Consider the following 25,376-nt stretch of genomic DNA (forward strand, 5'->3'; position numbering starts at 1 on the left):
GCGGGAGCCGCGCCCCCTGCCGACCCTGTTGATCAATCCTGATCGAACATCCCTTTTTGACTTCGTATTCGAGGACTTCACGCTCATAAACTACAATCCTCATCCTCATATCAAGGCCCAGGTGGCTGTCTAGCCCGGTCCTCGTGCGGCACTTTGTCCATGAATCCTTCCCGGAACCGGATCCCCAGGATCTCGCTCATTGCTGCGGTGAGTGCGAATGGAGTGATCGGCCGCGAAGGCACCCTGCCCTGGCGACTGCCGGCCGACCTGAAATACTTTCGTCAGGTTACGACCGGACATACCATCGTGATGGGTAGAAAGAACTACGAGGACATCGGCCGACCATTGCCCGAGCGGAACAATATCATTCTGACCCGGAAACCCGGCTTCTCCGCGCCGGGCTGTACGGTCGTGCATACGCTGGACGACGCGATAGCCTGCGCAAGGGATGATCCGGAGGTCTTTTTCATCGGCGGTGCCGAAGTCTATCGGCAGATGCTGCCACGCGCCGATCGCCTGTATCTCACGCGGGTCCAGGCCTCGGTCGAGGGCGACACCTACTTCCCGGATTTCGATGAGAGTGAATGGCAGCTCATTCAGTCTAAACCAAGGGAGGCGGATGAGGCCAATCCCTACGCGCTCTCTTTCGATATCCTGGAGCGGCGGAGGCCTTCCCGGGGGTGAAATAAAAAAGCGCGCCACGGGCGCGCTTTTCCTGGCGATCGGTCTCGATCAGGCGATCTGGGCTGCAAGCTCGGCTGCCTGCTGCTGCTGCTCTTCGTTTCCTTCCACCGCCACTTCTTCCAGGATGCTTCGCGCACCGTCGGCATCGCCCATATCGATGTATGCCTTTGCGAGGTCGAGCTTGGTTGCTGCCTCGTCCCACTGTTCCTGACTCCCGCCGACGGTAACTGAGGGTTCATCGACTTCGGCGGAGATTCCGGGAGCGGCGGATACGGCCGGTTCAGATTCCGGCTCCGGTTCTGCGGCGGCCGATTCGAATGACAGGTCGGAACTGTTGAAACTGACGTCGTCCTCGACAGCAACCTCTCCCGACTCGTCATCAGGTGAACCCACTTCAGTATCAATATTCAGGCTCAGGCCCGATCGATTGTTGTCGGCCGTGTTCTGGCGCAGCGCCTCAAAGTCGAGACTCTCCGAGTCGCTCAGGCCACCCTCTTCTTCCAGGGCCTCGGAATCACCACTGATCCCCATGTCGAGACTCTCGGACTCATCCGTACCCAGACTGAGGCTGTCGGAATCGCTTGCACTGAGATCCAGACCTTCCAGATCGGTTTCGCCGCTGACCTCTTCGCTGTCCTCGGACAGATCAGTTCCGAGATCTCCGAGACCGGTAAACTCAAGGCCGCCGGTATCGACTGCCTCCACTCCCTCGCCCGCTTGTGCCTCAGGCTCGGGCTCAGGCTCGGACGTGCTTCCCGTATCCATATCAAAGTTGAAATCCAGGGCATTCGAAGGGGTCTCAGATACAGAAGGCATGTCTTCTTCCGGTTCAGCCTCCGCCTCCGCGCCACCGAGGTCCATATCCATTTCCAGCGATGTATTCGATTCCTCGGAGCCTCCCATATCGAAATTCAGGCCGCTCGTATCGAGATCAGCTGCTGGCTCGGCTTCGGGTTCACCGAATCCTGTGTCAACCGCCGCGGACCCGCCGCCCAGTGCGAGGGTTTCATTTTCAGCCGGAGCGGGAGCCGGCGCGGCCGGCGCGCCGCCGCCGGAGAACATGGGATTGTCCGGAGCGAGTTTGCGCCCCATATCGACCACGCGATCCCATAGTGGCCCGCCCTGTCCCTGTAGAGAGGCATACAGCTCTTCCGCCAGGGTTTCGAATGCACTGACGTCACTGCGATTTGCATAGATCTCAAGCAGCTTTTCCTTCAGCTCGTTCCGGTTGGGATTCTTGACCACGGCGTCCTTGAGAATCTCCTCTGCCTGCTCATCGCGTCCATAGGCGAGGTAGACGTCGGCTTCGGCAACCGGATCCACTTCATCGGTAGAGATATTCCCCAGGCCACCCTGGCTGAAGTCACTCAGGAACGAGGTATCCGTCGCGGAACTGCTGCTGACATGGTCTTCGCTGTCGGTCGAGAATTCACTGGTGGCGACATCGCCCGATGTGAGAATGCTTTCCTCGAACTCGGTCAGGGAGCGGCGCCGGCGGCGGACGTAGATCGTGCCCACTCCCAGGGCAAGCACGACCACGCCACCCACGAGCATAAGCATGAACTGATCCCCAAGGATGCTGCTGAGCATGCCCTGGGCGGTTGCCAGCAAGCCCTCGTCTTCCTTGGGCTGGGCTGGCGGCGCGTGACGCGGCAGACTTGGCCGTCGTTGGACTCTAAGTGGTTTATGCGCCTTCGGCTTGGCCGGTGCCGCCTTTTGCTCAGTTCCCGCCTTGGGTTTGGCCTCGGACTTGGTTTCGGTCTGCGCAAGCTGCGTATTCGGAATTTCTACAGGACGGGCATCCGGTTTCGGCTTCGCCATGGGTTTGCCCGCTTCCTTGGCATCCGCTGCGCCCTTGGGTTTGGCCGCGGCACCATTCAACCGCGTTACGGATTGATCGAGCTTCTGTTCTTGGGCTGCCTTGTTCTCGCTTTCGGCTGACTTGCCTGCGGATGTTGCCTTCTGATCCAGGTTGGAGCGAACAATGCGCAACAATTCCGCCTTGCGTGCTTCGCGCGTCGGCGGCAACTGGATGCCATTGGGCTTGGCCTTGGCGCCCGCCTTCGCCTTGCTCGCATTGGCAGCCGGCTTTGCAGCATGAGCGCCCTTCGGGGCGGGCTTGCCGGCATGCTTGGGCTTGCTTGTCTGCGGCGCAGGCGTCTTCGCAGCTGAGGAGGCAGCCGTAGTCGTGGCCTTGTTGTCAGCAGTCGCCACCGTCACCGGTTCCTTGGAACGGGCCAGCTTCAGCTTGTACTCCTGCCAGACATCGTACTGGGCAACAAAATCGTGGTGCGCTGCCGCACGCGAGACCCTGGTCACCGCAACCTTATCCGGAATGCGCAGAATCTTTCCTGCTTTCAGGTTATTCACATTCTTGCCGAAGAAGGCCTTTGGATTGGCGTCGTACAATGCCAGCACGACCTGCTCCAGACTCAGATTGCGGTCGCGCCGGATCCGCTGCGCGATCTTCCACGCGGTGTCACCACGTTTCACGTGATAGCGATTCGTGTTGGCCCAGTCGGGGGCATCGACTGGAAGCGCCTGGGGACCGAAGACTTCGCCCTTCAACATTCCGATCGGCTGAGGCGTTTCACCTGCTCCCTCCTGCGACAAGTCTTCCGTTCCCGGAGTCGCTCCGATGGACATGGTTGTCACAGATCCTGTTTGACCAGTCGACGTGGACTCCGTCGTTGCCACCGGGGGCGGTGTCGATTCCGTCGGCGCCGTGCTCGCCTGCATTTCTGATTTCGGAACCGGCTCTACTTTGATTTCCGGCGTGGCTTCCGCCCTGGTTTCGACGGCGGGCGGTTCGGCCGGCGGCGCCGCCTGCGGCTTCGGCGCCGGGGTGGGCGCGGTCTCCGGTTCAAGTTTCGCAACAGGCGGTTCGCTTACCTTGGGCGCTTCGATCCCGCTGGGCTTGGATGCGTTCAGGAACGGGGGGTCGATCAACGCGGTGTATTCACGCCGCAGTCTGCCGCCGGCCCACTCGGCCTGAACGAGAAGATGCAGATAGGGTTCGGGGAACGGGGAGCGGGTGGTGACACGAAGGAAGGGGCGACCGTCCGGATGATGCTCCACGAGAAACTGGATGTCATTCAGCTCCTGGCTGCGCTCAATACCCACCGCCTGAAACGCACCGACAGGAGCCAGACCGACTTCCAACGTCTGCAGTTCCTTGTCAGTAATGGAGGTGAATTCAATGGTCGCGTCGAGCGGCTCGTTCAACGCCGAGGTTACCTTGATCGGTCCAAGGCCCAGGCCATAACTGATCGCCGGCAGCAGCGTAAGAACTGCTGTCGCACAAATCAGACCTGCTCGTCGCACCCCCCTAGAAACTAGGATCATTCTTTGCTCCGCTTCCCACTATTCTTATCCCGGCGCCGGCTTGATAATAGCTTAAAAGACACAGAGTTACGCAAGTATAGTATTGCGATTTCTCACAATTCGCAACTAACTATAGCTGATAAATACGGTTTTGACATGGAACGGCCGCCTGGGCCCCCGGGACAGATTTCCGTCGAAATGAAGGACTTAGAGGCGCCATCCTGCCAGGCCGGGCACCTCCCCTGGATACTTTATAGTAATCCCAGCGCCGACCCGCCAGATTTCTACACCCCGGGAAGGATACGCAGCATGCGGCGAAGGGGTTCCGCCGCACCCCACAGGAGCTGATCCCCAACCGTGAAGGCCGCCAGATACTCTCCACCCATAGTGAGCTTGCGCAAGCGGCCCACCGGTACGGACAGGGTGCCGGTCACTTTTGCCGGCGTCAGTTCACGCATGCTGAGATCTCGGTCGTTCGGTACCACCTTCACCCAATCGTTGGCGGCTGCAAGCATCTGCTCGATCTCGGGCAATGGAACATCCTTCTTCAACTTGATAGTCAGGGCCTGACTGTGGCATCGCATCGCCCCCACCCGCACACAGATCCCGTCGATCGGAACCGGATAGTCACTCCGACCCAGAATCTTGTTAGTCTCCACCTGGGCCTTCCATTCCTCCTTGCTCTGCCCGCTTTCCAGTGCCACGTCGATCCAGGGAATCAGGCTGCCCGCGAGCGGAACCCCGAACTGCTCATCAGGATATTCGTCGCTGCGAATGTGCTCCGAAACCGCCTTGTCGATCTCCAGAATCGCGCTTGCCGGGTCGTCCAGCAAGCTGCCCGCCGCGTCATGAATCGAACCCATCTGCTTCAACAGTTCGCGCATGTTGCGCGCGCCAGCGCCGGACGCGGCCTGGTAAGTCATCGGGGTAATCCAATCGATGAGGTCCTGCTCAAACAATCCGCCGATGGCCATGAGCATGAGACTCACGGTGCAATTCCCGCCCACATATGTCTTTACGCCGTCGTTCAGGCCCCGCTCAATGACGTCGAGGTTCACGGGATCGAGAACGATGATGCTTTCGGAATCCATGCGCAGGGTAGATGCCGCGTCGATCCAGTACCCATCCCAGCCCGCGGACCGCAGCTTGGGATAAATCTCCTTGGTGTAGCTGCCGCCCTGACAGGAAATCACGACATCCATTTCCTTGAGGGCATCCACGCTCGTCGCGTCCTGCAAAGCAGGCACGACCTTGCCCACATCCGGACCCGGCTGACCCGCCTGGGATGTGGAGAAAAATACCGGTTCGATGACATCGAAATCCCGCTCCTCCCGCATCCGCTGCATGAGTACGGAACCGACCATCCCGCGCCAACCAACCAGACCTACCCGCTTCATGTTCCTTCCCCGAAAAGATTCACTTTCAATTGACCTATGCCAGAGCCGCGACCACGGCATCCCCCATGGCCTGTGTTCCGACCTCCTGTCCCTCGCCCGACCAGATGTCCGGGGTGCGGAGGCCCTGATCCAGCGCCCTGGAAACCGCCGATTCCACCCGGTCTGCAAGATCCGGCATCTCCAGCGTGTAACGAAGCATCATCGCCACCGACAGGATGGTGGCCAAAGGATTGGCCTTGCCCTGCCCGGCGATATCGGGTGCCGAACCGTGGATGGGCTCGTACATGCCCTTGCCTGCCGCGTCCAGCGACGCAGACGGCAACATTCCGATTGACCCGGTCAGCATGGCCGCCGCATCGGACAGGATGTCACCGAACATATTCGTAGTCACAATCACATCGAACTGCTTCGGTTCCTTCACCAGCTGCATGGCGGCATTGTCCACGTACATATGGGACAACTCGACATCCGAATAGTCCTTGCCCATCTGGCTGACGACCTCCCGCCAGAGTACCGTTGCCTCCAGCACGTTGGCCTTGTCCACGGAACAGACGCGCTTGTTGCGCCGCCGTGCAATATCGAACGCGGAACGGGCGATGCGGCGGATTTCCGATTCGCTGTAAACCAGGGTGTTGAAGCCCTCCCGCTCACCGTCGTCGCGGGTGCGGATACCCCGGGGCTGGCCAAAGTAGATGCCGCCGGTCAATTCGCGCACGATCATGATGTCCAGCCCGGCCACCAGTTCCGGTTTCAGGGTCGAGGCCCCGGCCAGTTGCGGATAGAGGATTGCCGGCCGCAGATTCGAAAACAGGCTCAACCCCGACCGCAGACCCAGCAGGGCCTTCTCCGGCCGTTGCGCCGTTTCAATCTGGTCGTATTTCGGCCCGCCTACCGCTCCCAGGAGCACGGCATCGGCTGAACGCGCGAGATCCATGGTTTCGTCCGGCAGAACCTTGCCGCACAGATCGTAGGCAGCGCCGCCCACCGGCGCCTCCACAAGCTCGGCATCCAGACCGTGATCGGCCTTCAGGCATTCCAGGACCTTGATCGCCTCGGCGATAATTTCGGGCCCGATCCCGTCGCCGGGCAATACAGCAATGTTCTTGCTCATTTGTTTCTCTTACCCCTTGTTGGCGAAAAGCCACGGAGCCTCGCCCCGGCGTCGCTCCTCGTATTCCCGAATTTCATCCATGTGCTGCAGGGTCAACCCGATGTCGTCCAGGCCGTTCAACAGGCAATGGCGACGAAACCCGTCGACCTCGAACGGAATCTGCGTCCCATCCGGCTTCGTGATCCGCTGGGCCTCCAGGTCCACGTCGAGCTCGTAGCCCGGCGTCGCCTCCGTTTCGCGGAACAGTTCGTCTACGGTCCCACCGTCGAGAGCGATGGGCAGGATGCCGTTCTTGAAACAGTTATTAAAGAATATATCCGCAAAACTGGGCGCGATAATGACGCGGAAACCGTAGTCGAGCAACGCCCAGGGCGCATGTTCGCGGGAGGATCCGCAGCCGAAGTTCTCGCGCGCCAACAGGATCTGCGCCTCCTGGAAACGCGCCTGGTTCAGGACAAAATCCGGATTCACCCGTCGCTGGCTGTGGTCCATGCCGGGCTCACCGGGATCCAGGTAGCGCCAGTCATCGAAAAGATTCGGCCCAAAGCCGGTGCGCTTGATGGACTTCAGGTACTGCTTCGGGATGATCTGGTCGGTATCGACATTGGCGCGGTCCAACGGCGCCACGATTCCCCTGATTCGCTTGAAGGCATCCATGGTCAGACCTCTCTCACGTCTACAAAATGTCCGGCAACCGCCGCTGCCGCGGCCATCGCGGGACTGACCAAATGTGTTCTGCCACCCTGCCCCTGACGTCCTTCGAAATTGCGATTGGACGTGGACGCGCAGCGTTCCCCGGGCTCCAGGCGATCGGCGTTCATGGCAAGGCACATGGAACAGCCGGGCTCGCGCCACTCGAAGCCGGCGTCGGTGAAGACCCGGTCCAGGCCCTCCTGTTCCGCCTGCGCCTTTACCAGGCCCGAGCCCGGTACCACCATGGCGAGCTTCACATTGGCGGCGACCTTGTGGTCCTTTACCACCTCGGCGGCGGCGCGTAGGTCCTCGATACGCGAGTTCGTGCACGAACCGATGAAGACCTTGTCCACGGCAATCTCGGTGATTGGCGTGTTGGCCTCGAGGCCCATGTATTCCAAAGCACGCTGCATGCCCGCACGCTTCACCTCGCTTGCCTCATTCTCCGGGTCCGGGACCCGCTCCGTTACCGGCACGCCCATTTCGGGCGAGGTGCCCCAGGTGACAAAAGGAGCGATCGCCGAGGCATCGATATGCACGACCCGGTCGAACTGGGCGTCGGCGTCCGTGTGCAATTCCCGCCAGGCGGCCACCGCCCTCTCCCACATCTCGCCCGACGGCGCATAGGGTCGGCCTTTGGCGTAGTCGATGGTCTTGTCGTCCACGGCGACGAATCCGGCCCGGGCGCCCGCCTCGATGGCCATATTACAGACGGTCATGCGGCCTTCCATGGAAAGGGCCCGAATCGCCTCGCCGCCAAACTCAATGGCATAACCGGTGCCGCCGGCAGTGCCGATCTCGGCGATGATGGCGAGCACGATATCCTTGGCCGTCACCCCCTTGCCCGCCTGGCCGTCGACGCTGACCAGCATGGTCTTGGATTTCTTCTGGATAAGGCATTGGGTCGCTAATACATGCTCGACCTCGGAGGTACCGATACCAAAGGCCAGGGCGCCGAAGGCGCCATGGGTGGACGTATGGGAATCCCCGCACACCACGGTCATGCCGGGCAAGGTGGCGCCCTGTTCCGGACCGATGACGTGCACGATGCCCTGGCGGGGATCGTTCATCTCGAACTCCACGATCCCGAACTGGTGACAGTTTTCGTCCAGGGTCTGCACCTGCAGACGGGACACCGGATCGGCGATCCCGTGGCTGCGATCGGTCGTGGGAACATTGTGATCGGGTACCGCGAGATTGGTCCCCACGCGCCACGGGGTCCGACCCGCGATCCGCAGACCCTCGAAGGCCTGGGGGCTGGTTACCTCGTGCACGAGGTGCCGATCGATATACAGGAGGCAAGTGCCGCCATCGTCCTGGCGCACCACATGGGCATCCCAAAGCTTGTCGTACAAGGTTCTCCGGCTCATTTGTCCTGGCTCCCGCTTCGACTTGCATGAATTATGGGGGCGGGATATAAATTACTCCAATTCATATTTTTCATTTTTTATATTCTTCGTAGTTATGGATATATCCGCCCTCCAGACCTTTCTCGCGGTGGCCGAAACGGGCTCCTTCTCCGCCGCAGCGGAACGGGTTTTCCTGACCCAGCCTGCCATCAGCAAGCGCGTTGCGGCCCTGGAATCGGAATTGGGCACCCCCCTGTTCGACCGCATCGGCCGCCGGGTACAGCTCACGGAGGCCGGGCGGGCGCTGCAGGAACGTGCCCACGGCATTCTGGCGGAGATCGAGGACGCCCGGCGGGCCATCTCGCGCCTGTCCGGGGCCGTCCGAGGCACCCTGCGGATGGCCGCCAGCCACCACATCGGCCTGCACCGCCTGCCCCCGGCCCTGAAACAGTTTCACGACACCTATCCGGACGCGCGCCTGGACATCCGCTTTCTGGATTCGGAAAGCGGATGCCAGGCCGTGGAACAGGGCGAACTGGAACTGGCGGTGGTCACCCTGCCCAGCCACGCGAGCGCCCAGCTGCAGCTGATTCCGGTGTGGCCCGATCCGATCGACATTGTCGTCGGCCGGAGCCACCCCCTGGCCACCGAATCCGGCGTCACGGCGCTGACCCTGCTGAATTACCCCGCGATCCTGCCCGGCCCGGGCACCTACACGCGCGAAATCGTCCTGTCTGCCCTGGAACCCGTGCGCGAAGGCATCCAGATTGGCATGTCCACGAATTATCTGGAGGTATTGAAGATGCTGGCGTCCGTCGGTCTGGGCTGGAGTGCCCTGCCCCGGACCCTGATTGACGACAGCCTGAGCGTGGTCCAAATTAGGAATATAGCGATACAGCGCGAGTTGGGGGTTGTCATCCACCGCTCGCGTACTCTGTCCAACGCAGGACAAGCCATGCTGGACATCATTCAATGCGAGAACTGAGTTTCAGATCACTGGCCGAATTTCTCGAAGAGCGATTGGGATCTCACCAGTTCCCGATCAATCACGGCGCGAGCTCGCCGCGCGACCTGTTCGACGGTTGCGCCCTGCACGATGAATTGAGCAAACAACTCTTGCGTGACATCTACAAGCGCAACGCCTGCAGGAGTCTCGATGACGAAGTGCACCGGGATCAGACAGAGGCCGCCCTGGCCGAGATTCGCACCGGGCTGCTTGCTGCCAAAAGCGGAATGGACGTGGACAAATACAACTATGTCGAGGATGTCTGTATCGCAGTCAAGGAATTCTTCCAGCCGCGGGATGAGGACACCTCGGTACGAAACCCGCAGACCCCTGAGTACGCCTCGGCGGAAATCATCGATATCAATCGATATCGGCGACGCCGTATGAAGTGGCGGGCCTGATCCAGCGCCAGGCTACACCGAGGGCGAGCAGCGCGAGCAGCGATGCCGCAAGATAGGTGCTCAGGGGACCGCTGCTGCTCCAGCCCACTCCCGCATAAAGACTGCCAACCGCACCACCCAGACCGAAACTGACGCTTCCGTAGATGGCCTGTCCGCGGGTCTGGTGCGCCCCACGAAAGAACCGATGGACCATCTCCACAGCCGTGGCGTGATACGCGCCAAACGTGGCGGCATGAAGTACTTGCGCCAGAATCAGAATGGCAAGGTAATCCGGAAAGAAACCGATCAGCGCCCATCGAACCGCGGCAAGAGCGAAACTCGCCAGCAGCATCTCGCGCATTCCGATGCGCATGCGGGCACGGTGCAGCACGAGAAAAATCGCGATTTCACACACCACACCCAGGGCCCAGAGCGCACCAATGACGGTCTTGCTGTAGCCGTGTCCTCCGAGGTAAATCGTATAGAAGGTGTAATAAGGGCCATGGCTGGCCTGCATGAGGAATGCACTGAACAGAAAGGCCGCCACCTGTGGACGCAGGAAGATCTTCAACAAGGGGCCCGCATGTTCCGTCTGCCCCGGGACCTCCCGCTGCGGCACCAGAAGACTTGCCACCCAGATTCCTGAAAGCAGGACCAGCAAGGCCGGGAGCAGCCACCAGGCCGGGACGTGATCCAGTACCGAACCCAGAACCAGCACGGAAACAATGAAACCGACCGAACCCCAAAGGCGGACACGCGCATAACGACCACCCTCTCCGCCAAAATGACTCAGTGTCGCGGCCTCGACCTGCGGCAGGGTCGCATTCCAGAAGAAACTGAACAGCAACATCACGACCGCCAGCCACCAGAACGTGGCGGAGACGAATACCCCGGCAAAGCTGACAACGGAAAGCAGGGCCGCGGTGCGCACGACCACCATGCGCTGGCCCTGGTGATCGGCGATCCAGCCCCACAGATAGGGCGCTACAATTCGCGACACCATCAACAGCGCCATAAGTTCGCCGATCTGTAGCGCACTGAAGCCTACCGACCGGAGATAGAGACTCCAGTACGGGACCAGCGCGCCGAGGGTCGCGAAATAGAAGAAATAAAAACCGGAGAGCCGCCAGTAGGGCATATCGGGATCGAACCGTTCCCGAACGCGGCCTATTCGCTGCGGGCCGCCGGAATTGCCGGGGTTGAGCTGTGCACGTCCAGATTCTGCGCCCGGTTCCGCAGCGCGTGATCCACAAGCACCAGGGCAAGCATGGCCTCGGCGATGGGTGTCGCACGAATTCCAACACAGGGATCGTGCCGACCGGTCGTCACCACTTCGACCGGTTTCCCAACCCGGTCCACGGTGTCTCCCGCCAGACGAATACTGGATGTGGGTTTAAGCGCGATACTGGCCACAATCTCCTGACCGCTCGAGATCCCGCCGAGCACGCCGCCGGCATTGTTGCCGATGAAACCGTCCGGTGTGATTTCATCGCGGTGTTCCGTGCCTTTCTGCTCCACGCTGGCAAAACCGGCCCCCATCTCCACGCCCTTGACGGCATTGATACTCATCAGGGCCTTGGCGATGTCCGCATCCAGACGGTCGAATACCGGCTCGCCCCAGCCCACGGGTACGCCACTGGCGACCACGTTTACGCGCGCACCGATGGAGTTGCCCTCCTTGCGCAAGGCATCCATGTATTGCTCGAGCTCGTCCACACGAGCGGGATCCGGGCAGAAGAAGGCATTGGATTCCACGGCAGCCCAGTCCTTCAGATCCAGGGAGATGGGTCCAAGCTGTTTCAGGTAGCCGCGAACGGTCACACCGTAGCGCTCGCTCAGATATTTTTTGGCGATCGCGCCGGCGGCAACACGCATGGCAGTTTCGCGCGCGGACGAACGCCCGCCACCACGGTAGTCGCGCACGCCATATTTTTGCTGATAGGTATAGTCGGCATGCCCCGGCCGGAAACGATCCATGATCTTGCTGTAGTCCTTGGAGCGTTGGTCGGTATTGCGAATCAGCAGGCCGATCGGGGTGCCGGTGGTTCGCCCCTCGAACACGCCGGACAGGATCTCCACCTCGTCGGCCTCGCGGCGCTGGGTCGTGTGACGCGACTTCCCGGGCTTGCGCCGATCCAGATCATGTTGCAGATCGGCCGCGGAAAGCTCCATCCCCGGCGGACAACCGTCGACGATGCAACCCAGGGCGGGGCCGTGGGATTCGCCGAAAGAAGTGACCGTAAAGAGTTTGCCGAGAGTGTTGCCGGACATCCACGGATGGTACCGGCAATTATCGGGCGCGACAATTGTCCCGCCGCGTGCTTTCTGATATGAACAGGTCTGGTTTCTGGCCAGCGGGAAACGAAAACGTCATGAAGCAATTCGCGCGCTCCACCCCTCTGATTCTTCTCGTGCTCGCCGCAAGCCTTGTCCTGCCCTCCTGCGCCTCCTTGAAGAGGGGCAAACGCATGGATCAATTCCAGACGACGACCTCGCTCTACCGCAATGCCATTCGCTGGAACAATTTCAAGGCGGCCGCCGGTTTCCTTGAGGACCCCGGCCAGGCGCTGGAAGAGAACAGCCTGGACCGACTCAGGCTCGTGAAGGTCACGGAGTACGACGTTATCGGAGAGAAGGCATCGCCTGATTATCACACCGTCGACGTAACGGCGGTCATTGAATACGTATGGCTCGATCAGATGGTGCAGCGTCGCGTCACAGACCGGCAAAAATGGATCTACGACGATTCCACGAAGCGCTGGCGGCTCGCCGGCGGCCTGCCGGACTTCAACTGAGCCACAACTAGATTTCGATCAGGTGATTGGGCAACTCGTCCACATCCCCACCTTCGCGGGGAAAGTGTTGTTGCAGCAGTGATCCGCAGCCATCGATAGCCGCCAGGAAGCCTTCGGTGACCTGGCCGACTGCAACCCGGCGAACAAAGTCGGCCACGATGGCGTCCCAGGCGCCCTCTTCCACTTGCTGATGGATGCCACGATCGGCAATGATCTCGACATAGTGTTCGGCCACGGACACGAACAGCAAAACGCCCGTGCTCCCTTCCGTGTTCGCCAGCCCCTGACGGTGGAACTGTTCGTGAGCAAGCCGACTCGCCCGCATGTGCTTCACGCGGGCCGGAATAAGCGCCATCTTCAGCGGAGACAGGCCGAACACGGCAATACCAACAAGAAATACCAGTATCTGAATGAGGTACACATCGGCCAGACCGGGCTCGATCCAGAAGGCGGAGAATTTGGACAGCACCAGAACCACAGCCGGCGTCACGAGCGCCACGAGGGCCGCCCACAATACCGGGATGAAGCGATATCCATCGCTCTCCTGGGCAAGCACTGCAACGAACTCGCCGCTGGTCCTGCTCTCCGCCTCGCGGATGGCATCACGAATCGAATCCTTTTGCTCCTGACTAAGAAAGGCCATGCTACCAACTCCCCGAGGAGCCACCGCCACCAAAAGACCCACCACCACCGGAGAAGCCTCCTCCTCCCGAAAATCCGCCGCCGCCAATGCCCCCGCCTCCGTAGTACCCTCCGCCAACCCAGGGTCCTCCCCGTCCACCGCGAGCGAAGAGCACGAACAGGGTTACAACCGTAGCCAGGACCATGGCAACCAGGATCGAGCCAAAAACAAGCCAGGCAAGCCCTACGGCCAGAGGCCACATCACGGCCGCAGCTGCAGCGCGACTGAAGACCGATACGAAGCTACCGAGGATCACCACCATGATGATGATAAACGGGAGATAGTGCGAGCTACGGAAGTGCTGGTGAACCGGCACCGGCGCCGCGTCAACGGCATTCGCGCTTCCTCCCAGGACCCCCAGTATGGATGTCACGCCGGCGACAATTCCGCCTTGCATGTCACCGGCTCGGAACCTGGGAAGGATGGCGGTACGGATGATGGTGTCGCTCAGGGCGTCGGTCAGGGTCCCTTCCAGGCCGTAACCGACTTCAATGGAAACCTTGCGTTCCTTCGGCGCCACGACAAGCAGCACGCCGTTGTCCTTGCCCTTCTGGCCAATCCCCCAGTGCCGTCCCAGCTGATATCCGTAATCCCGGATATCGTAGCCGCCCAGAGACTTCAGGGTAACAACCACGACCTGGTTGCCGGTGGACTGCTCTTCGGCAGCCAGCTGGGAAGTCAGTTGTTGCTCGGCGGCGGGCGAAAGCAGGCTGGCCTGGTCGACGACGCGGCCAGTGAGCGCGGGAAATTCGGGTTCGGCGCGGGCGGGCATGGCCACCACAGCCGCCAGCAGAACCACAACGAAACCAATACGCAGCAAAGAAGACATCGCGATCAGAACTTCACCTGCGGTACCTTCGTTTTCTCCTCGGAGACCGTGAAGTTGGCCTTCACCTGTGCGTCCGGATACAACCAGGCCTTCCACCAACGGCCGGGGATGGTGCGCAATTCGGTGTTGTAGACACGGACCGCGTTGATGTAATCGCGGCGCGCCACCGAGATCCGGTTCTCGGTTCCCTCCAGTTGGGACTGCAGGGCGAGAAAGTTCTGGTTGGCCTTGAGCTGCGGATACCGTTCCACCACCACCATCAGCCGCGACAGGGCTGCCGTCAGGTTGTTCTGGTTCTGTTCGAACTGACGCAGGGCTTCCGGATTGGTCAGGATGTCCTTGGGTACCTGCATTTGCGACACCTTGGCCCGCGCGTTGACGACGGCGGTCAACGTGCTCTTCTCGTGCGCGGCGTAGCCCTTCACGGTATTGACCAGATTGGGTACCAGATCGGTCCGGCGCTGATACTGGTTCAATACCTGGCTCCAGGCTGCCTTCACATTCTCATCATAGGTAGGGATGTTGTTGATTCCGCAACCGCCGAGCAGCAGGGTCGCGAAAAACAGGAGAAAGATATTCGTCTTGCGGATGAACGTATTCTTGCTGGCTGTGGTCATGACCCGGCTAACTCCTTGCTTTTTGTTCGCTCTGCCATCGGAAACCCGCTATCTTGGGGGACGTGGAAATTCCACCAACGCACGCGCCCCGCTTTGGTCTAGAATTGGGACAATCATGCCACGATTCAACACAAAACGCGTTCTAATCGCGTTAGTGGCCCTGGCAACCCTCGTGGCCGGTGCCCCGGCTGCTGCTGCCAGCCATGAGCACGGCCTTCTATGGAAGATTTCCGGCCACGGCTACAAGCCCAGCTGGCTGTTCGGGACCATTCATTCCAGCGATCCCCGCGTGACGCGATTGGCTCCCCCGCTGACACGGGTCTTCGACTCCTCGTCGTCCTACTCCATGGAGCTGATCTTCAGCGGACCCGGCTTCGTGCACATGGCAGAATCCATGTACCTGCCGGAAGATGAAAAGCTCGAGAACCTCATCGGCGACGATCTGTACAAACGCGTCCGCACGACCCTCTCCGACATGGGCGTGGCCACCGACGACCTCAACTACAAGAAACCCTGGGCGGTCATCCTGAGCCTCGGCAGCCCCCACGCCAGCCAGGGGCTGTTCCTCGACATGCTGCTCCAGGTCCGCGCGACGATGCAGCTCAAGCCCACCTTCGGACTGGAAAGCATGGACGAGCAGATTGCCGTCTTCAACGACATGTCCACCGAAGACCAGGTCTCCCTGTTGACCGAGGCCATGCGCACACAGGCACAGGCAAGGAACGACATGCCCGAATTGATGCGCGCCTATCTCAACCGGGACCTGACCCAGCTCTACAGCATCAGCAAGCGCATGGAGTCCCGCACCGGATCCACCTACAGCAAGCTGATGAACCGCCTGCTGGTGCAACGCAATCTGCGCATGCTCAAGCGCATGCAACCGCGCCTCAAGGAAGGCAATGCCTTCATTGCAGTCGGCGCCCTGCACCTGGCCGGACCGGACGGACTCCTGGCACTGCTGCGAAAGAACGGCTACCGCACCGAAGCGGTCTACTGACTCTTCTCTATAACCCCGGACTCCATCGGGCCATCCGCACCCGCCCGCCGATATCCCCGGCGCGGGCCGCGCAAAAACCGGATGAATCCGGTACACTTCGCCGACTTTTCCCGGGGAAACCATCGTTCGTCCGCCATGTCTCGCGATACAAAAGAAAAACTCGAAGCGCTGCTCCGTGAACGTATCCTGATTCTCGACGGCGCCATGGGCACCATGATCCAGCGTCACAAGCTGGACGAGGCGGGCTATCGCGGCGAGCGTTTCCGCGACTGGCCGAGCGACCTCAAGGGCAACAACGACCTGCTGGTGCTGACGCAGCCGGAGATCATTCGCGGGATCCACGAGCAGTACCTCGAGGCCGGTGCCGACATCATCGAGACCAATACCTTCAATGCCCAGGCGGTATCCCTGGCCGACTACGGCATGCAGGAGCTGGTCTACGAGATCAACGTGGCGGCGGCGCGGCTGGCGCGCCAAGCGGCAGACAAGTTCGCCACGCCCGACCGCCCCCGCTTCGTCGCCGGCGCCCTGGGTCCATGCAACCGTTCCGCCTCGGTGGTGGTGGACGTGGACCGGCCCGGATACCGCAACATCACCTTCGACGAACTGGTCGCCGCCTACCGCGAGGCCGCGCGCGGCCTGATCGATGGCGGTGTCGACACCCTGCTCATCGAAACCATTTTCGATACGCTCAATGCCAAGGCGGCGGTGTTCGCCGTACGGGGATTGTTCGACGAGCTCGGCACCGAGGTCCCCATCATGATCTCGGGCACCATTACGGATGAGGCCGGGCGCAACCTAGCCGGCCAGAGCGTGGAGGCCTTCTACAACGCCATCCGCCATGCGGAGCCGATTTCCATCGGTCTCAACTGCGCCTTCGGCCCGGACAAGATGCGCCCCTACCTGGAGGAGCTCTCGGGAATCTGCGAAACCTGGGTCAGCGCCTATTCGAACGCCGGACTTCCCAATGCCTTCGGCGAATTCGATCTCGGCGCGAGTGACATGGGCTCGCAGATCGGCGAGTGGGCACGCAGCGGTTTCCTCAACATCGTTGGCGGTTGCTGTGGCACGACACCGGACCACATTCGCGCCATGGCCGCCCAGGTACACGGCCAGCCTCCGCGCACGGTACCGGCACGGGACTACACCCTGCGCCTTTCCGGCCAGGATCCGTGCAACATCGGCGCGGATTCCCTGTTCGTGAACGTGGGTGAACGCACCAATGTGACCGGTTCCGCCCGGTTCAAGCGTCTGATCCTCGAGGACAACTACGAAGAGGCGCTGTCGGTCGCGCGCGAGCAGGTCGAGGGAGGCGCCCAGATCGTCGATGTGAATATGGACGAGGCCATGCTCGATGGCGAGGCCGCCATGCACGATTTCCTGAACCTCATTGCCGGTGAACCGGATATCGCCCGGGTGCCGGTCATGCTTGACTCGTCGAAGTGGAGCATCATCGAGACCGGGCTCAAGTGTCTGGCCGGAAAGGGTGTGATCAACTCCATCAGTCTCAAGGAAGGCGAAGAGGAGTTCGTGCGTCACGCGCGTCTTGCGAGACGCTATGGTGCCGCCGTAATCGTCATGGCCTTCGACGAACAGGGACAGGCCGACACGCTGGAACGCAAGACCTCGATTTGCGAGCGCACCTACCGCATTTTGACGGAACAGGCGGGCTTCCCTGCAGAAGACATCATCTTTGATCCGAACATCTTCGCTGTCGCCACCGGCATCGAGGAACACAACAACTACGGCGTGGACTACATCGAGGCCACCCGCTGGATCAAGGAGCACCTGCCCCACGCGCGCGTCAGCGGCGGCGTGAGCAATGTCTCGTTCTCCTTCCGCGGCAACAACCCCGTACGCGAGGCCATCCACGCGGTATTTCTCTACCATGCAATCCGCGCCGGCATGGACATGGGCATCGTCAACGCCAGCCAGCTGGCCGTGTATGACGAACTGGATCCGGAGCTGCGTGAGCGCGTGGAAGACGTGGTGCTCAATCGCCGCGACGACGCCACCGAGCGCCTGCTGGAGATCGCCGATCGCTTCAAGGGCGAATCCGGTGTGGAGAAGAAGGAGGACCTCGCCTGGCGTGAGTGGCCGGTGGCCAAACGGCTGGAGCACGCGCTGGTCAAGGGCGTCGACACCTACGTGGTTGAGGACACGGAAGAGGCCCGCCAGGCCAGCACCCACCCGATCCAGGTGATCGAGGGTCCATTGATGGAAGGCATGAACGTGGTCGGCGACCTGTTCGGGTCGGGCAAGATGTTCCTCCCCCAGGTCGTGAAATCGGCGCGCGTGATGAAAAAGGCGGTTGCCCATCTCATTCCCTTCATCGAGGCGGAGAAGGAGTCTGGCGCGCGCCCCAATGCCCGCATCCTGTTGGCCACGGTCAAAGGCGATGTGCATGACATCGGCAAGAACATCGTTGGCGTGGTACTGCAATGCAACAACTTCGAGGTCATCGATCTCGGCGTCATGGTGGCGTCACAGACCATCATTGATGCGGCACTGGAGAAAGATGTGGACATCATCGGCCTGAGCGGCCTGATCACGCCTTCGCTGGAAGAGATGGCCCACGTGGCAAAGGAGTTGCAGCGCCAGGGCCTGACGGTGCCGCTGCTCATCGGCGGTGCCACCACCTCGCGCGCCCACACGGCGGTGAAGATCGAACCCAACTACGAACAGGCCGTGGTCTGGGTCAAGGATGCCTCACGCGCCGTGGGCGTGGCGCAAAATCTCGTCAGCGCCGATCTCAAGGCCGACTTCGTGGCCGGGGTTCGCGAAGACTACGAAAAGGTGCGCGAGGCCCATGCCGGGCGTGTGGCCAGGACCGAATGGCTGACTCTGGCCCAGGCGCGCGCCAACCGGGCCCCCATAGACTGGTCCGGCTACCAGGCACCGGCGCCCGAACATCCCGGCGTGCATGTGTTGGACGACTACGATCTTGCGGAACTGGTGGACTACATCGACTGGACCCCCTTCTTCCATGCCTGGGAGCTCAAGGGAAGCTATCCAAAGATTCTCGATGACCCGGACAAGGGCACCGAAGCGCGCAAGTTGCTGGACGATGCCCGCTCCATGCTACAGCGCATCATCGATGAAAAATGGCTGCGGGGGCGCGCGGTCATCGGCCTGTTCCCGGCGAATCGACAAGGTGACGACGACGTCCGGATCTATGCGGACGAATCGCGCAGCAAGGAGCTGACCACCCTGCACTTCCTGCGGCAGCAACTGGTAAAACCCGAGGGCAAACCGAACTACTGCCTTGCGGACTTTGTCGCGCCGGAAGACAGCGGCGTGCATGACTACGTGGGTCTGTTCGCTGTGACCGCCGGCATCGGCATCGATGCCCGCGTCGCCGCCTTCGAGGCCGATCACGACGACTACAGCGCGATCCTGTTAAAGGCCCTGGCGGACCGTCTCGCCGAGGCCTTCGCCGAACGGCTGCACGAACGGGTGCGCAAGGAATTCTGGGGCTATGCTGCGGACGAAGAACTGGACAACGAGGGTCTGATCCGCGAGCGCTACCGCGGCATCCGCCCGGCGCCTGGTTACCCCGCGTGCCCGGATCACACGGAGAAGGAGCTTCTGTGGAAACTGCTGGACGTGGAACAAAATGCCGGTATCTCCCTCACGGAGAGTTATGCCATGGTGCCGACCGCCGCCGTAAGTGGAGTCTATTTCGCCCATCCCGAGTCACGCTATTTCGCCGTCGGCAAGATCAATCGTGACCAGGTAGAGGACTATGCGCAACGAAAGGGCCTGACGCTGTCTGAGGCAGAACGCTGGCTCGCACCCAACCTCGGCTATTCACCGGACGCCTAGCGCGACCAGTTGTAGGCGCGAACCTTTCCCCTGGCATCGAACTGGACCTCCAGATAACGGATCTGGGGTGCCTCGCCGCCGGACATGTCACCGCGACCATAGTAATAGGTCCACTTCGTATAGCGCGTGCCGTCCGGGTCCACGCCCACGCCGGTTCCGCCGGGCGCGCCAAGCCAGGCCCGGACCATTTCCCTGGTCGTCACGCCACGCTGCACGCCGGTTTCAAAGCGCTTCAGGTCGAACGGTGTACCGACCTCCACTGTCGAGCAGGCGGCAATGGAAGTCAGCGCGAAAAACAACAATGCCGGAACCCATGGCGATCGCGCTCCCTTTCTCTCATGCTTCCTCAACATACGCCCTCCGGACAATCAGTCCTGCCATGGTTTCGCAGCGATGTGTCAAGGGTATGACAGCAAGACTTTGCGAGCGACTGGTCAATCCTCATCGTAGTCGGGCTCTTCCGGTGCGCTTTCCTCCCATTCCGTGGGCGACTCGGTACGATAGTTATCGGCCACATCATCGGCCTCTAGGTCATCGAAGGGGCCGGTCCAGTCCTCCGGCTCTTCAATCGGTTCCAGACTCATCTGGTACCAGGAATCGCGATCGAATTCCTCCACATCTCCATCGAAATACTGCACTTCGATGGTTCCATCATCCTCATCCACAGCGATTACACGAAAGCTGCGCCCGCTTTCATCCTCGTACCAGTCATCGACATTGGGTCTGCGTGGTATGGCCATTGCCGCCCCCTGTTGTCATTGCGATCGATACCGTAGTCCTGTCGTCGCGATACTGTCCCTGCCTGCAGTGTAGGAAAGCCGGGCGTTCGCACTCCTTGATCCGGATCAACGCACGCGGTGTAGTGCGTCAGAGCTTCAGTGTCTCGAGGCCGAGGTCCGTGGCCTGATCGGAAGCGGCGCCGCTGGTGACTACGGCGACACTGGCGACCTCGGGACGAAGATACTGAGCCCCTACCCTGCGAAGATCATCGAGGCTCACGCCCAGAATGCGGCTGCGGAAGCGGCGCCGCTGGTCCGACGTGCGCCCGTGCAGGCTACTATGAAAGGCCTTTTTCGCCTCGCCCGCCGGCGATCCCGGTTTGTCAATGGAACCGATCACGCCGAGTATGGCCTCTTCCAGCTGGCGTCCGTCGTGACCGTTGCTCTGAAGCCAGTCCAGGGATCGGTCGAAATCCGCCAGGGTTTCCGCGAGACGTGGGTCGCGATAGGAGAAGAATCGAAACACGGCATTGTCCGGGTCGTGTCCGGCGCCGCCACCATAGGCACCCCCCTGTTCGCGAATAACGCGGTGCAGAAAACCATTGCGCAGGAAACCGCCCAGCACCGCCAACGGGGCGGCATCCTCGTGCTCGATGGGCACGGTCGGGTAGGCCTTGGCGCAGAAATTCACCTGGGTGCTGGTGACCCACATTTCCCGGACGGTTTCGCGTATCGGTGCAGGGGAGAACGCCTGCAGTCCGCCACTGGCGGCGCGCCAGTGGGCGCCGAGCCCGGCGGCGAAATCGGATCGACGCTCTTCCTCGCCCACGATCAGGAATTGTCGACCCGCCCGCAAGAGAATTTCATGGATGCGCTGAAAATCGCCGGCAAGTTTTTCCAGTGCGCCGCGGTCGGAAAGTCGGTCGTCCAGGGACTTCAGTGCCTGGATACCAGCCAAACCGCGCCAGCGATGGTTCAGTGCGGCGGCCGGGCTCATCCTGCTGGCTGCGGCACCCATGGCCAGGCCATGGCCGTTGCCGGTGACACTCTGCTCCGCATGAGCACGATCCTGCGCCAGGATTTCGCGCATACGATCCAGCTCATCCCAACGCACGGTCTCCAGGGTCTCGTGCATGAACTCACTGAGCCCTTCATGATTTCGCGCCAGGGCCTTGCCGGACAGGACAAAGGTACTGCGTGTTCGCTGGACGTCGTCGATCGCGCCACGAACACTGGCCGAAGCATGCACGCCTCCCGTAACCGCATCCATATGCGCCTGGGTTTCCATATAGTCACGGCCGCCGCTTCCGAGTTCGGTCAGACAGTGAGTGAAGTGCGGCAACAGGGGGACGAGATCATCGTCCAGTTGCGGCAGATCAATCACAACCTGTTCATAGACCAGACCATTGGTTCCCTGGGTATAGAATGTCGCGGGGGCACCGCCGATTTCCGACCTCTCCCCTTCAGGAATCGGAAAGTCCTTGGGCACATCGTCCAATGTGACCTTCGGGAGAACTTCCGGATCGTCTTCCTGCTCCTGCCGCGCGGCCAGAGCCGCGGCCTGCTCCACGATGTGCTGTTTTTCCTTTGCATCAAGATTGTCCTTGATCGCTGCCAGCCGATCCCGCTCCGCCCGATCGCGCTCGGCGGCCAATCCGCTATCCGGTCGCAGGGTCAGGCGAACCCGGTGCGGATTCTCCAGCAACAGTTCCCTTGCCAGACCCTTGATGAATTCCGGGTCCTGAATCGCCTGGCGCAGGTCCTCGAGCACAGGATCGAGATTCAACAGCGCCACCGGATCTCCACCATGGACCACGGGCGACAAGCCTTCCAGAATCAGCTGCAACCCATAGGGATAATGATCTCCGCGGATTTCACGCTGGCCGAGTTCCAACTGGTGCAATACGGCTTCCACCCGATCCTGCGGAACCCCTTGCTCCGCCACCTGGCCCAGCACATCCAGCACCAGTTCCTCCACCGCCTGGGCATTTTCCACCCGACTGCCCTCGAGGCCGCAGACGAACGCCATCTCGCGATTCGAGTCCTCCAATCCAGACAGGGGCGACGGGGCCGCGCCCAGGTCCGTGGTTTCAAGCGCGTGGCGCAGGGGTGACGCACCATTGTCCAGCAGGACACTCGACAGCAGATGGGCCTCCATGAGCTTGCGCGCGTCCGCACTCTTCCCCAGTAGCCAGCCGACGACGATATGGGTCTTGTCTTCCTGCCCCTGCGGTTCGTCCAGTGCGTAGCGATCCTCAACCACGACCGGCTGTGTATAACGCCGTTCGTCCCCGACTTCGATATGACTATCGAGACGGTCGAAACGGGCCAGGGCTTTCTCCTCGAAGCGCGCCTGATGTTCCACCGCGGGGATGTTGCCATATGTCATGAACACCGCATTCGACGGATGATAATGCGTGGCATAGAACGCCTTCAGCTCCTCATAGCTGAGGGTCGGAATGTCCGCAGGCTCGCCGCCACTGTTGTAGTGATAGGTGGTCGTGGGATAGAGATGATGGCTCAGGGTATGCCACAGCGTGTTCACGGGCGAACTCATGGAGCCCTTCATCTCGTTGAAGACGACGCCCTTGTAAACCAGATCGGTATTCGGATCGTCCGGGGTCTCAAACTCGAGGCGATGACCCTCTTGGGCGAAATCCAGTTCGTGCAGACGCGAAAAGAAGACTGCGTCCAGATATACATCCATCAGGTTGTTAAAGTCTTTGGAGTTCTGGCTCGAGAACGGATACGCGGTCCAGTCGCTGCTTGTAAATGCATTCATGAAGGTATTCAGCGAACGCCGAATCATCATGAAAAAGGGATCGCGCACCGGATAGTGTTCACTGCCACACAGGGCGGTATGCTCCAGGATGTGGGCGACACCGGTAGAATCCATGGGGACGGTGCGCAGGGCGACCAGAAAGACATTTTCCGGATTGCTGCTTGCAAGATGAAAATACCGGGCACCTGTCTTGCGGTGACGATATTCCTCCACCGTCAGCCTGAGGGAATCAATCGGAACCGCTCGAATGAATTCGAACGAGGGATGAACAGCGGGAGTGGTCGCTACGGCGGTCTTTCCCGATTCGGCGGTGGTCTTGCTGTGGATACGCGTCATGAAATCTCGCAGTGACAGACTGTCAGAGGAATGCCCATTCTACCCCAGGCTTGCCACGGCGATAATGGGGGACCGGGAAAACCGGATTGATTTCGACACTATTCGACCACAATCATTAAAGCCATGGATCGCAACACCGAAGAAATTATTGAACTGCTCCGGCAAATGGAGCAGGAGCTTCGCCGCCTGCAACTCTGGGAGGACGAAGCGCCGGCCGACGAGGATCTCGCAAGTACCCTGCCCTTCGCCCACGATCGCCTGGAATTCCACCAGTGGCTGCAGTGGATTCTGCTGCCGCGAATGCGTCAGCTGTGCCGCGACTCTGGGCCCCTGCCCACATCCAGCGGCATTGCGCCTATGGCCGAAGTGCAACTTGCACCCTGGGGCGCCGATGCCGGAACCCTGTTGGGCCTGCTGAGAGAACTCGATCGCCGCCTGGAGCCATCGGCTTGAAAACTGCGCACAGGCGATGGATATATAGTGTGTTAAGGCTATTTACGGAGCCGGGGTATGGTGATTTACGATCTGGTTTGCGCCGAGGGGCACCGATTTGAAGGCTGGTTCGGGCAGGCGGCCGACTTTGGCTCGCAGAAGGCCGATGGTCTCCTGAGCTGCCCTCACTGCGGTTCCAGCGAAATCAGCAAGCTCCCCACGGCCAGCCGCATTCGCACGCAACGCCACAGCAAACCCGCGGAAGTGTCCGCGGAGACGGCGCTGGAGCGCCTTCAGCGTCTGGTCACCGAACAGTTTGAGGACGTGGGCGACCGGTTTCCCGAGGAGGCCCGCCGGATTCACTACGGTGAGGCCGAGGCGCGGGATATCCGCGGAACGGCCACGGCCGAGGAAGCCCGGGAACTGCTGGAAGAAGGTGTTTCCGTCCTCCCGTTCCAAACCGATCCCAAGAAATTCAACTAGGCCCGCACTTTCCGCGGGCAGGCCCGATGGTGCGCGGCCGCACCCGGGTCTGTGGCTCCAGGCGATGAGTTAGTATATTATTAATTGCTAATTCTTCTGCGACAGCGAGTTTTTCCGTGGATATGGAAACCTTCGACTCCTGGTCCCTGCACCTTGGGATCGGCGGCCTGATTCTGTACATGATTTTCATCATCTACCGCCTGGGCAAGGAGTCCGGGGCCGGCCGCTTCGGGTACTTCGTCCTGTTCTTCTCCCTGGGACTGGGCTTCGTCGGCTATCTGGCAAAGACGATCCTGGTCGAGTTTCTGCACATCTGAGTCGCAGGCAGGCCATCGCCTTCCCTCCCCCTGTTTGCCGCGGCCGGCGGGTTTGACCTCCGCTGTCGGGGCGGTTTATGTTTAGCGCCCGCCCGATACACCCGATAACCATAACTCACGGAGCACCCCGCTATGCCCTCTTTTGACGTGGTCTCGCGCATCGACCGACATGAATTGACCAATGCCCTGGACCAGGCCAACCGTGAGGTGGGGAACCGATACGACTTCAAGGGCTCCGAAGCGAAGTTCGTCGAAAATGACGATTCCCTGAACCTGGACGCAGCCTCCGAGTTCCAGCTGCAACAGATGCTCGACATCCTCTACGGCAAGGTTTCGAAGCGGGGAATCGACCTCACGGCTCTGGATGCGGGCGAGCCCCAGATAAGCGGCAAACGGGCGACGCAAAAGGTCGCCCTGCGCCAGGGTATCGACAAGGACCTCGGCAAGAAGATCACCAAGCTGGTCAAGGATTCCAAACTGAAGGTGCAGGCCTCCATCCAGGGGGAACAGGTTCGGGTGACAGGCAAGAAACGGGATGACCTGCAGGAGGTCATCACCATGCTCAAGGGCGCGAACCTCGGCATCCCCTTGCAGTTTGAGAACTTCCGCGACTGACGG

Annotated in this window: 23 protein-coding genes; 10 read left to right on the forward strand and 13 right to left on the reverse strand. The window is 60.9% G+C overall.

Annotated features, from left to right (window positions below):
- Positions 1–159 precede the first annotated feature (159 nt).
- Positions 160–684, forward strand: a complete 525-nt coding sequence (folA, locus tag P8X48_02835; protein MEJ2106251.1) for a type 3 dihydrofolate reductase — start codon at positions 160–162, stop codon at positions 682–684.
- A gap of 48 nt (positions 685–732) precedes the next feature.
- Here the strand turns inward: folA and P8X48_02840 are convergent, their stop codons facing one another.
- The 5 genes from P8X48_02840 to leuC form a co-directional block, all read right to left on the reverse strand.
- Complete coding sequence (locus tag P8X48_02840; protein ID MEJ2106252.1) at positions 733–4,029, reverse strand: FimV/HubP family polar landmark protein; 3,297 nt, start codon at positions 4,027–4,029, stop codon at positions 733–735.
- A 263-nt stretch (positions 4,030–4,292) separates the two neighbouring features.
- Positions 4,293–5,405 carry an aspartate-semialdehyde dehydrogenase gene (gene asd / locus P8X48_02845; protein ID MEJ2106253.1) on the reverse strand — a complete coding sequence of 371 codons (1,113 nt, stop codon included), beginning with the start codon at positions 5,403–5,405 and terminating at the stop codon, positions 4,293–4,295.
- A 34-nt stretch (positions 5,406–5,439) separates the two neighbouring features.
- Entirely contained in the window at positions 5,440–6,516 is a 1,077-nt protein-coding gene (gene leuB, locus P8X48_02850) for a 3-isopropylmalate dehydrogenase (GenBank protein MEJ2106254.1), read from the reverse strand.
- Between the two features lie 9 nt (positions 6,517–6,525).
- On the reverse strand, positions 6,526–7,173 hold the full coding sequence (gene leuD, locus P8X48_02855; GenBank protein ID MEJ2106255.1) for a 3-isopropylmalate dehydratase small subunit: 648 nt from the start codon (positions 7,171–7,173) through the stop codon (positions 6,526–6,528).
- A gap of 2 nt (positions 7,174–7,175) precedes the next feature.
- Positions 7,176–8,579 (reverse strand): 3-isopropylmalate dehydratase large subunit, encoded by a 1,404-nt coding sequence (gene leuC, locus P8X48_02860; GenBank protein ID MEJ2106256.1) that lies wholly within the window; start codon positions 8,577–8,579, stop codon positions 7,176–7,178.
- A gap of 94 nt (positions 8,580–8,673) precedes the next feature.
- Between leuC and P8X48_02865 the strand changes: the two genes are divergently transcribed.
- Both P8X48_02865 and P8X48_02870 read left to right on the forward strand, forming a co-directional pair.
- Complete coding sequence (locus P8X48_02865) at positions 8,674–9,543, forward strand: LysR family transcriptional regulator (GenBank protein MEJ2106257.1); 870 nt, start codon at positions 8,674–8,676, stop codon at positions 9,541–9,543.
- Positions 9,531–9,965: a hypothetical protein gene (locus tag P8X48_02870; protein MEJ2106258.1), complete on the forward strand. Its 435-nt coding sequence runs from the start codon at positions 9,531–9,533 to the stop codon at positions 9,963–9,965. Before P8X48_02865 ends, P8X48_02870 begins: the two co-directional genes overlap by 13 nt.
- On the opposite strand, the gene P8X48_02875 is transcribed toward P8X48_02870, so the two are convergent.
- Positions 9,925–11,082, reverse strand: coding sequence for an MFS transporter (locus tag P8X48_02875; GenBank protein MEJ2106259.1), 1,158 nt, complete (start codon positions 11,080–11,082; stop codon positions 9,925–9,927). The two genes, P8X48_02870 and P8X48_02875, sit on opposite strands and share 41 nt — an antisense overlap.
- Positions 11,083–11,111: 29 nt before the next feature.
- Positions 11,112–12,215 (reverse strand): chorismate synthase, encoded by a 1,104-nt coding sequence (aroC, locus tag P8X48_02880; protein ID MEJ2106260.1) that lies wholly within the window; start codon positions 12,213–12,215, stop codon positions 11,112–11,114.
- 101 nt (positions 12,216–12,316) lie between these two features.
- Here aroC and P8X48_02885 point away from each other — a divergent pair, with 101 nt between their 5' ends.
- Positions 12,317–12,739: a hypothetical protein gene (locus P8X48_02885; GenBank protein MEJ2106261.1), complete on the forward strand. Its 423-nt coding sequence runs from the start codon at positions 12,317–12,319 to the stop codon at positions 12,737–12,739.
- 7 nt (positions 12,740–12,746) lie between these two features.
- Here P8X48_02885 and P8X48_02890 read toward each other — a convergent pair whose 3' ends face one another.
- The 3 genes from P8X48_02890 to P8X48_02900 are packed head-to-tail and all read right to left on the reverse strand — an operon-like array spanning position 12,747 to position 14,867.
- Positions 12,747–13,382 (reverse strand): TPM domain-containing protein, encoded by a 636-nt coding sequence (locus P8X48_02890; GenBank protein ID MEJ2106262.1) that lies wholly within the window; start codon positions 13,380–13,382, stop codon positions 12,747–12,749.
- Position 13,383: 1 nt separating this feature from the next.
- Positions 13,384–14,250 (reverse strand): TPM domain-containing protein, encoded by an 867-nt coding sequence (locus P8X48_02895; protein MEJ2106263.1) that lies wholly within the window; start codon positions 14,248–14,250, stop codon positions 13,384–13,386.
- A 5-nt stretch (positions 14,251–14,255) separates the two neighbouring features.
- The gene (locus P8X48_02900) at positions 14,256–14,867 is read right to left on the reverse strand and encodes a LemA family protein (GenBank protein ID MEJ2106264.1); all 612 of its coding nucleotides are present in this window, start codon (positions 14,865–14,867) and stop codon (positions 14,256–14,258) included.
- 115 nt (positions 14,868–14,982) lie between these two features.
- On the opposite strand from P8X48_02900, the gene P8X48_02905 reads away from it, so the two are divergent.
- Together P8X48_02905 and metH are read left to right on the forward strand one after the other, a co-directional pair.
- Positions 14,983–15,864, forward strand: coding sequence for a TraB/GumN family protein (locus P8X48_02905; protein MEJ2106265.1), 882 nt, complete (start codon positions 14,983–14,985; stop codon positions 15,862–15,864).
- An 81-nt stretch (positions 15,865–15,945) separates the two neighbouring features.
- Positions 15,946–19,689: a methionine synthase gene (metH, locus tag P8X48_02910; GenBank protein MEJ2106266.1), complete on the forward strand. Its 3,744-nt coding sequence runs from the start codon at positions 15,946–15,948 to the stop codon at positions 19,687–19,689.
- On the opposite strand, the gene P8X48_02915 is transcribed toward metH, so the two are convergent.
- The 3 genes from P8X48_02915 to P8X48_02925 form a co-directional block, all read right to left on the reverse strand.
- Positions 19,686–20,042, reverse strand: coding sequence for a hypothetical protein (locus tag P8X48_02915; GenBank protein ID MEJ2106267.1), 357 nt, complete (start codon positions 20,040–20,042; stop codon positions 19,686–19,688). The two genes, metH and P8X48_02915, sit on opposite strands and share 4 nt — an antisense overlap.
- 81 nt (positions 20,043–20,123) lie before the next feature.
- On the reverse strand, positions 20,124–20,429 hold the full coding sequence (locus P8X48_02920; GenBank protein MEJ2106268.1) for a hypothetical protein: 306 nt from the start codon (positions 20,427–20,429) through the stop codon (positions 20,124–20,126).
- A gap of 127 nt (positions 20,430–20,556) precedes the next feature.
- Positions 20,557–23,526 (reverse strand): insulinase family protein, encoded by a 2,970-nt coding sequence (locus P8X48_02925; protein ID MEJ2106269.1) that lies wholly within the window; start codon positions 23,524–23,526, stop codon positions 20,557–20,559.
- Between the two features lie 123 nt (positions 23,527–23,649).
- Here P8X48_02925 and P8X48_02930 point away from each other — a divergent pair, with 123 nt between their 5' ends.
- From P8X48_02930 to P8X48_02945, 4 genes are all read left to right on the forward strand, one after another.
- Positions 23,650–23,979 (forward strand): YqcC family protein, encoded by a 330-nt coding sequence (locus tag P8X48_02930; protein MEJ2106270.1) that lies wholly within the window; start codon positions 23,650–23,652, stop codon positions 23,977–23,979.
- Between the two features lie 57 nt (positions 23,980–24,036).
- Positions 24,037–24,441 (forward strand): DUF1178 family protein, encoded by a 405-nt coding sequence (locus P8X48_02935; GenBank protein ID MEJ2106271.1) that lies wholly within the window; start codon positions 24,037–24,039, stop codon positions 24,439–24,441.
- 122 nt (positions 24,442–24,563) lie between these two features.
- Complete coding sequence (locus P8X48_02940; protein MEJ2106272.1) at positions 24,564–24,758, forward strand: DUF2788 domain-containing protein; 195 nt, start codon at positions 24,564–24,566, stop codon at positions 24,756–24,758.
- Positions 24,759–24,890: 132 nt separating this feature from the next.
- A complete protein-coding gene (locus P8X48_02945) occupies positions 24,891–25,373 on the forward strand; it encodes a YajQ family cyclic di-GMP-binding protein (GenBank protein MEJ2106273.1) in 483 nt (160 codons plus the stop codon).
- Positions 25,374–25,376 lie beyond the last annotated feature (3 nt).

The sequence above is a fragment of the Acidiferrobacteraceae bacterium genome, from assembly GCA_037388825.1.
Lineage (GTDB): Bacteria > Pseudomonadota > Gammaproteobacteria > Acidiferrobacterales > JAJDNE01 > JARRJV01.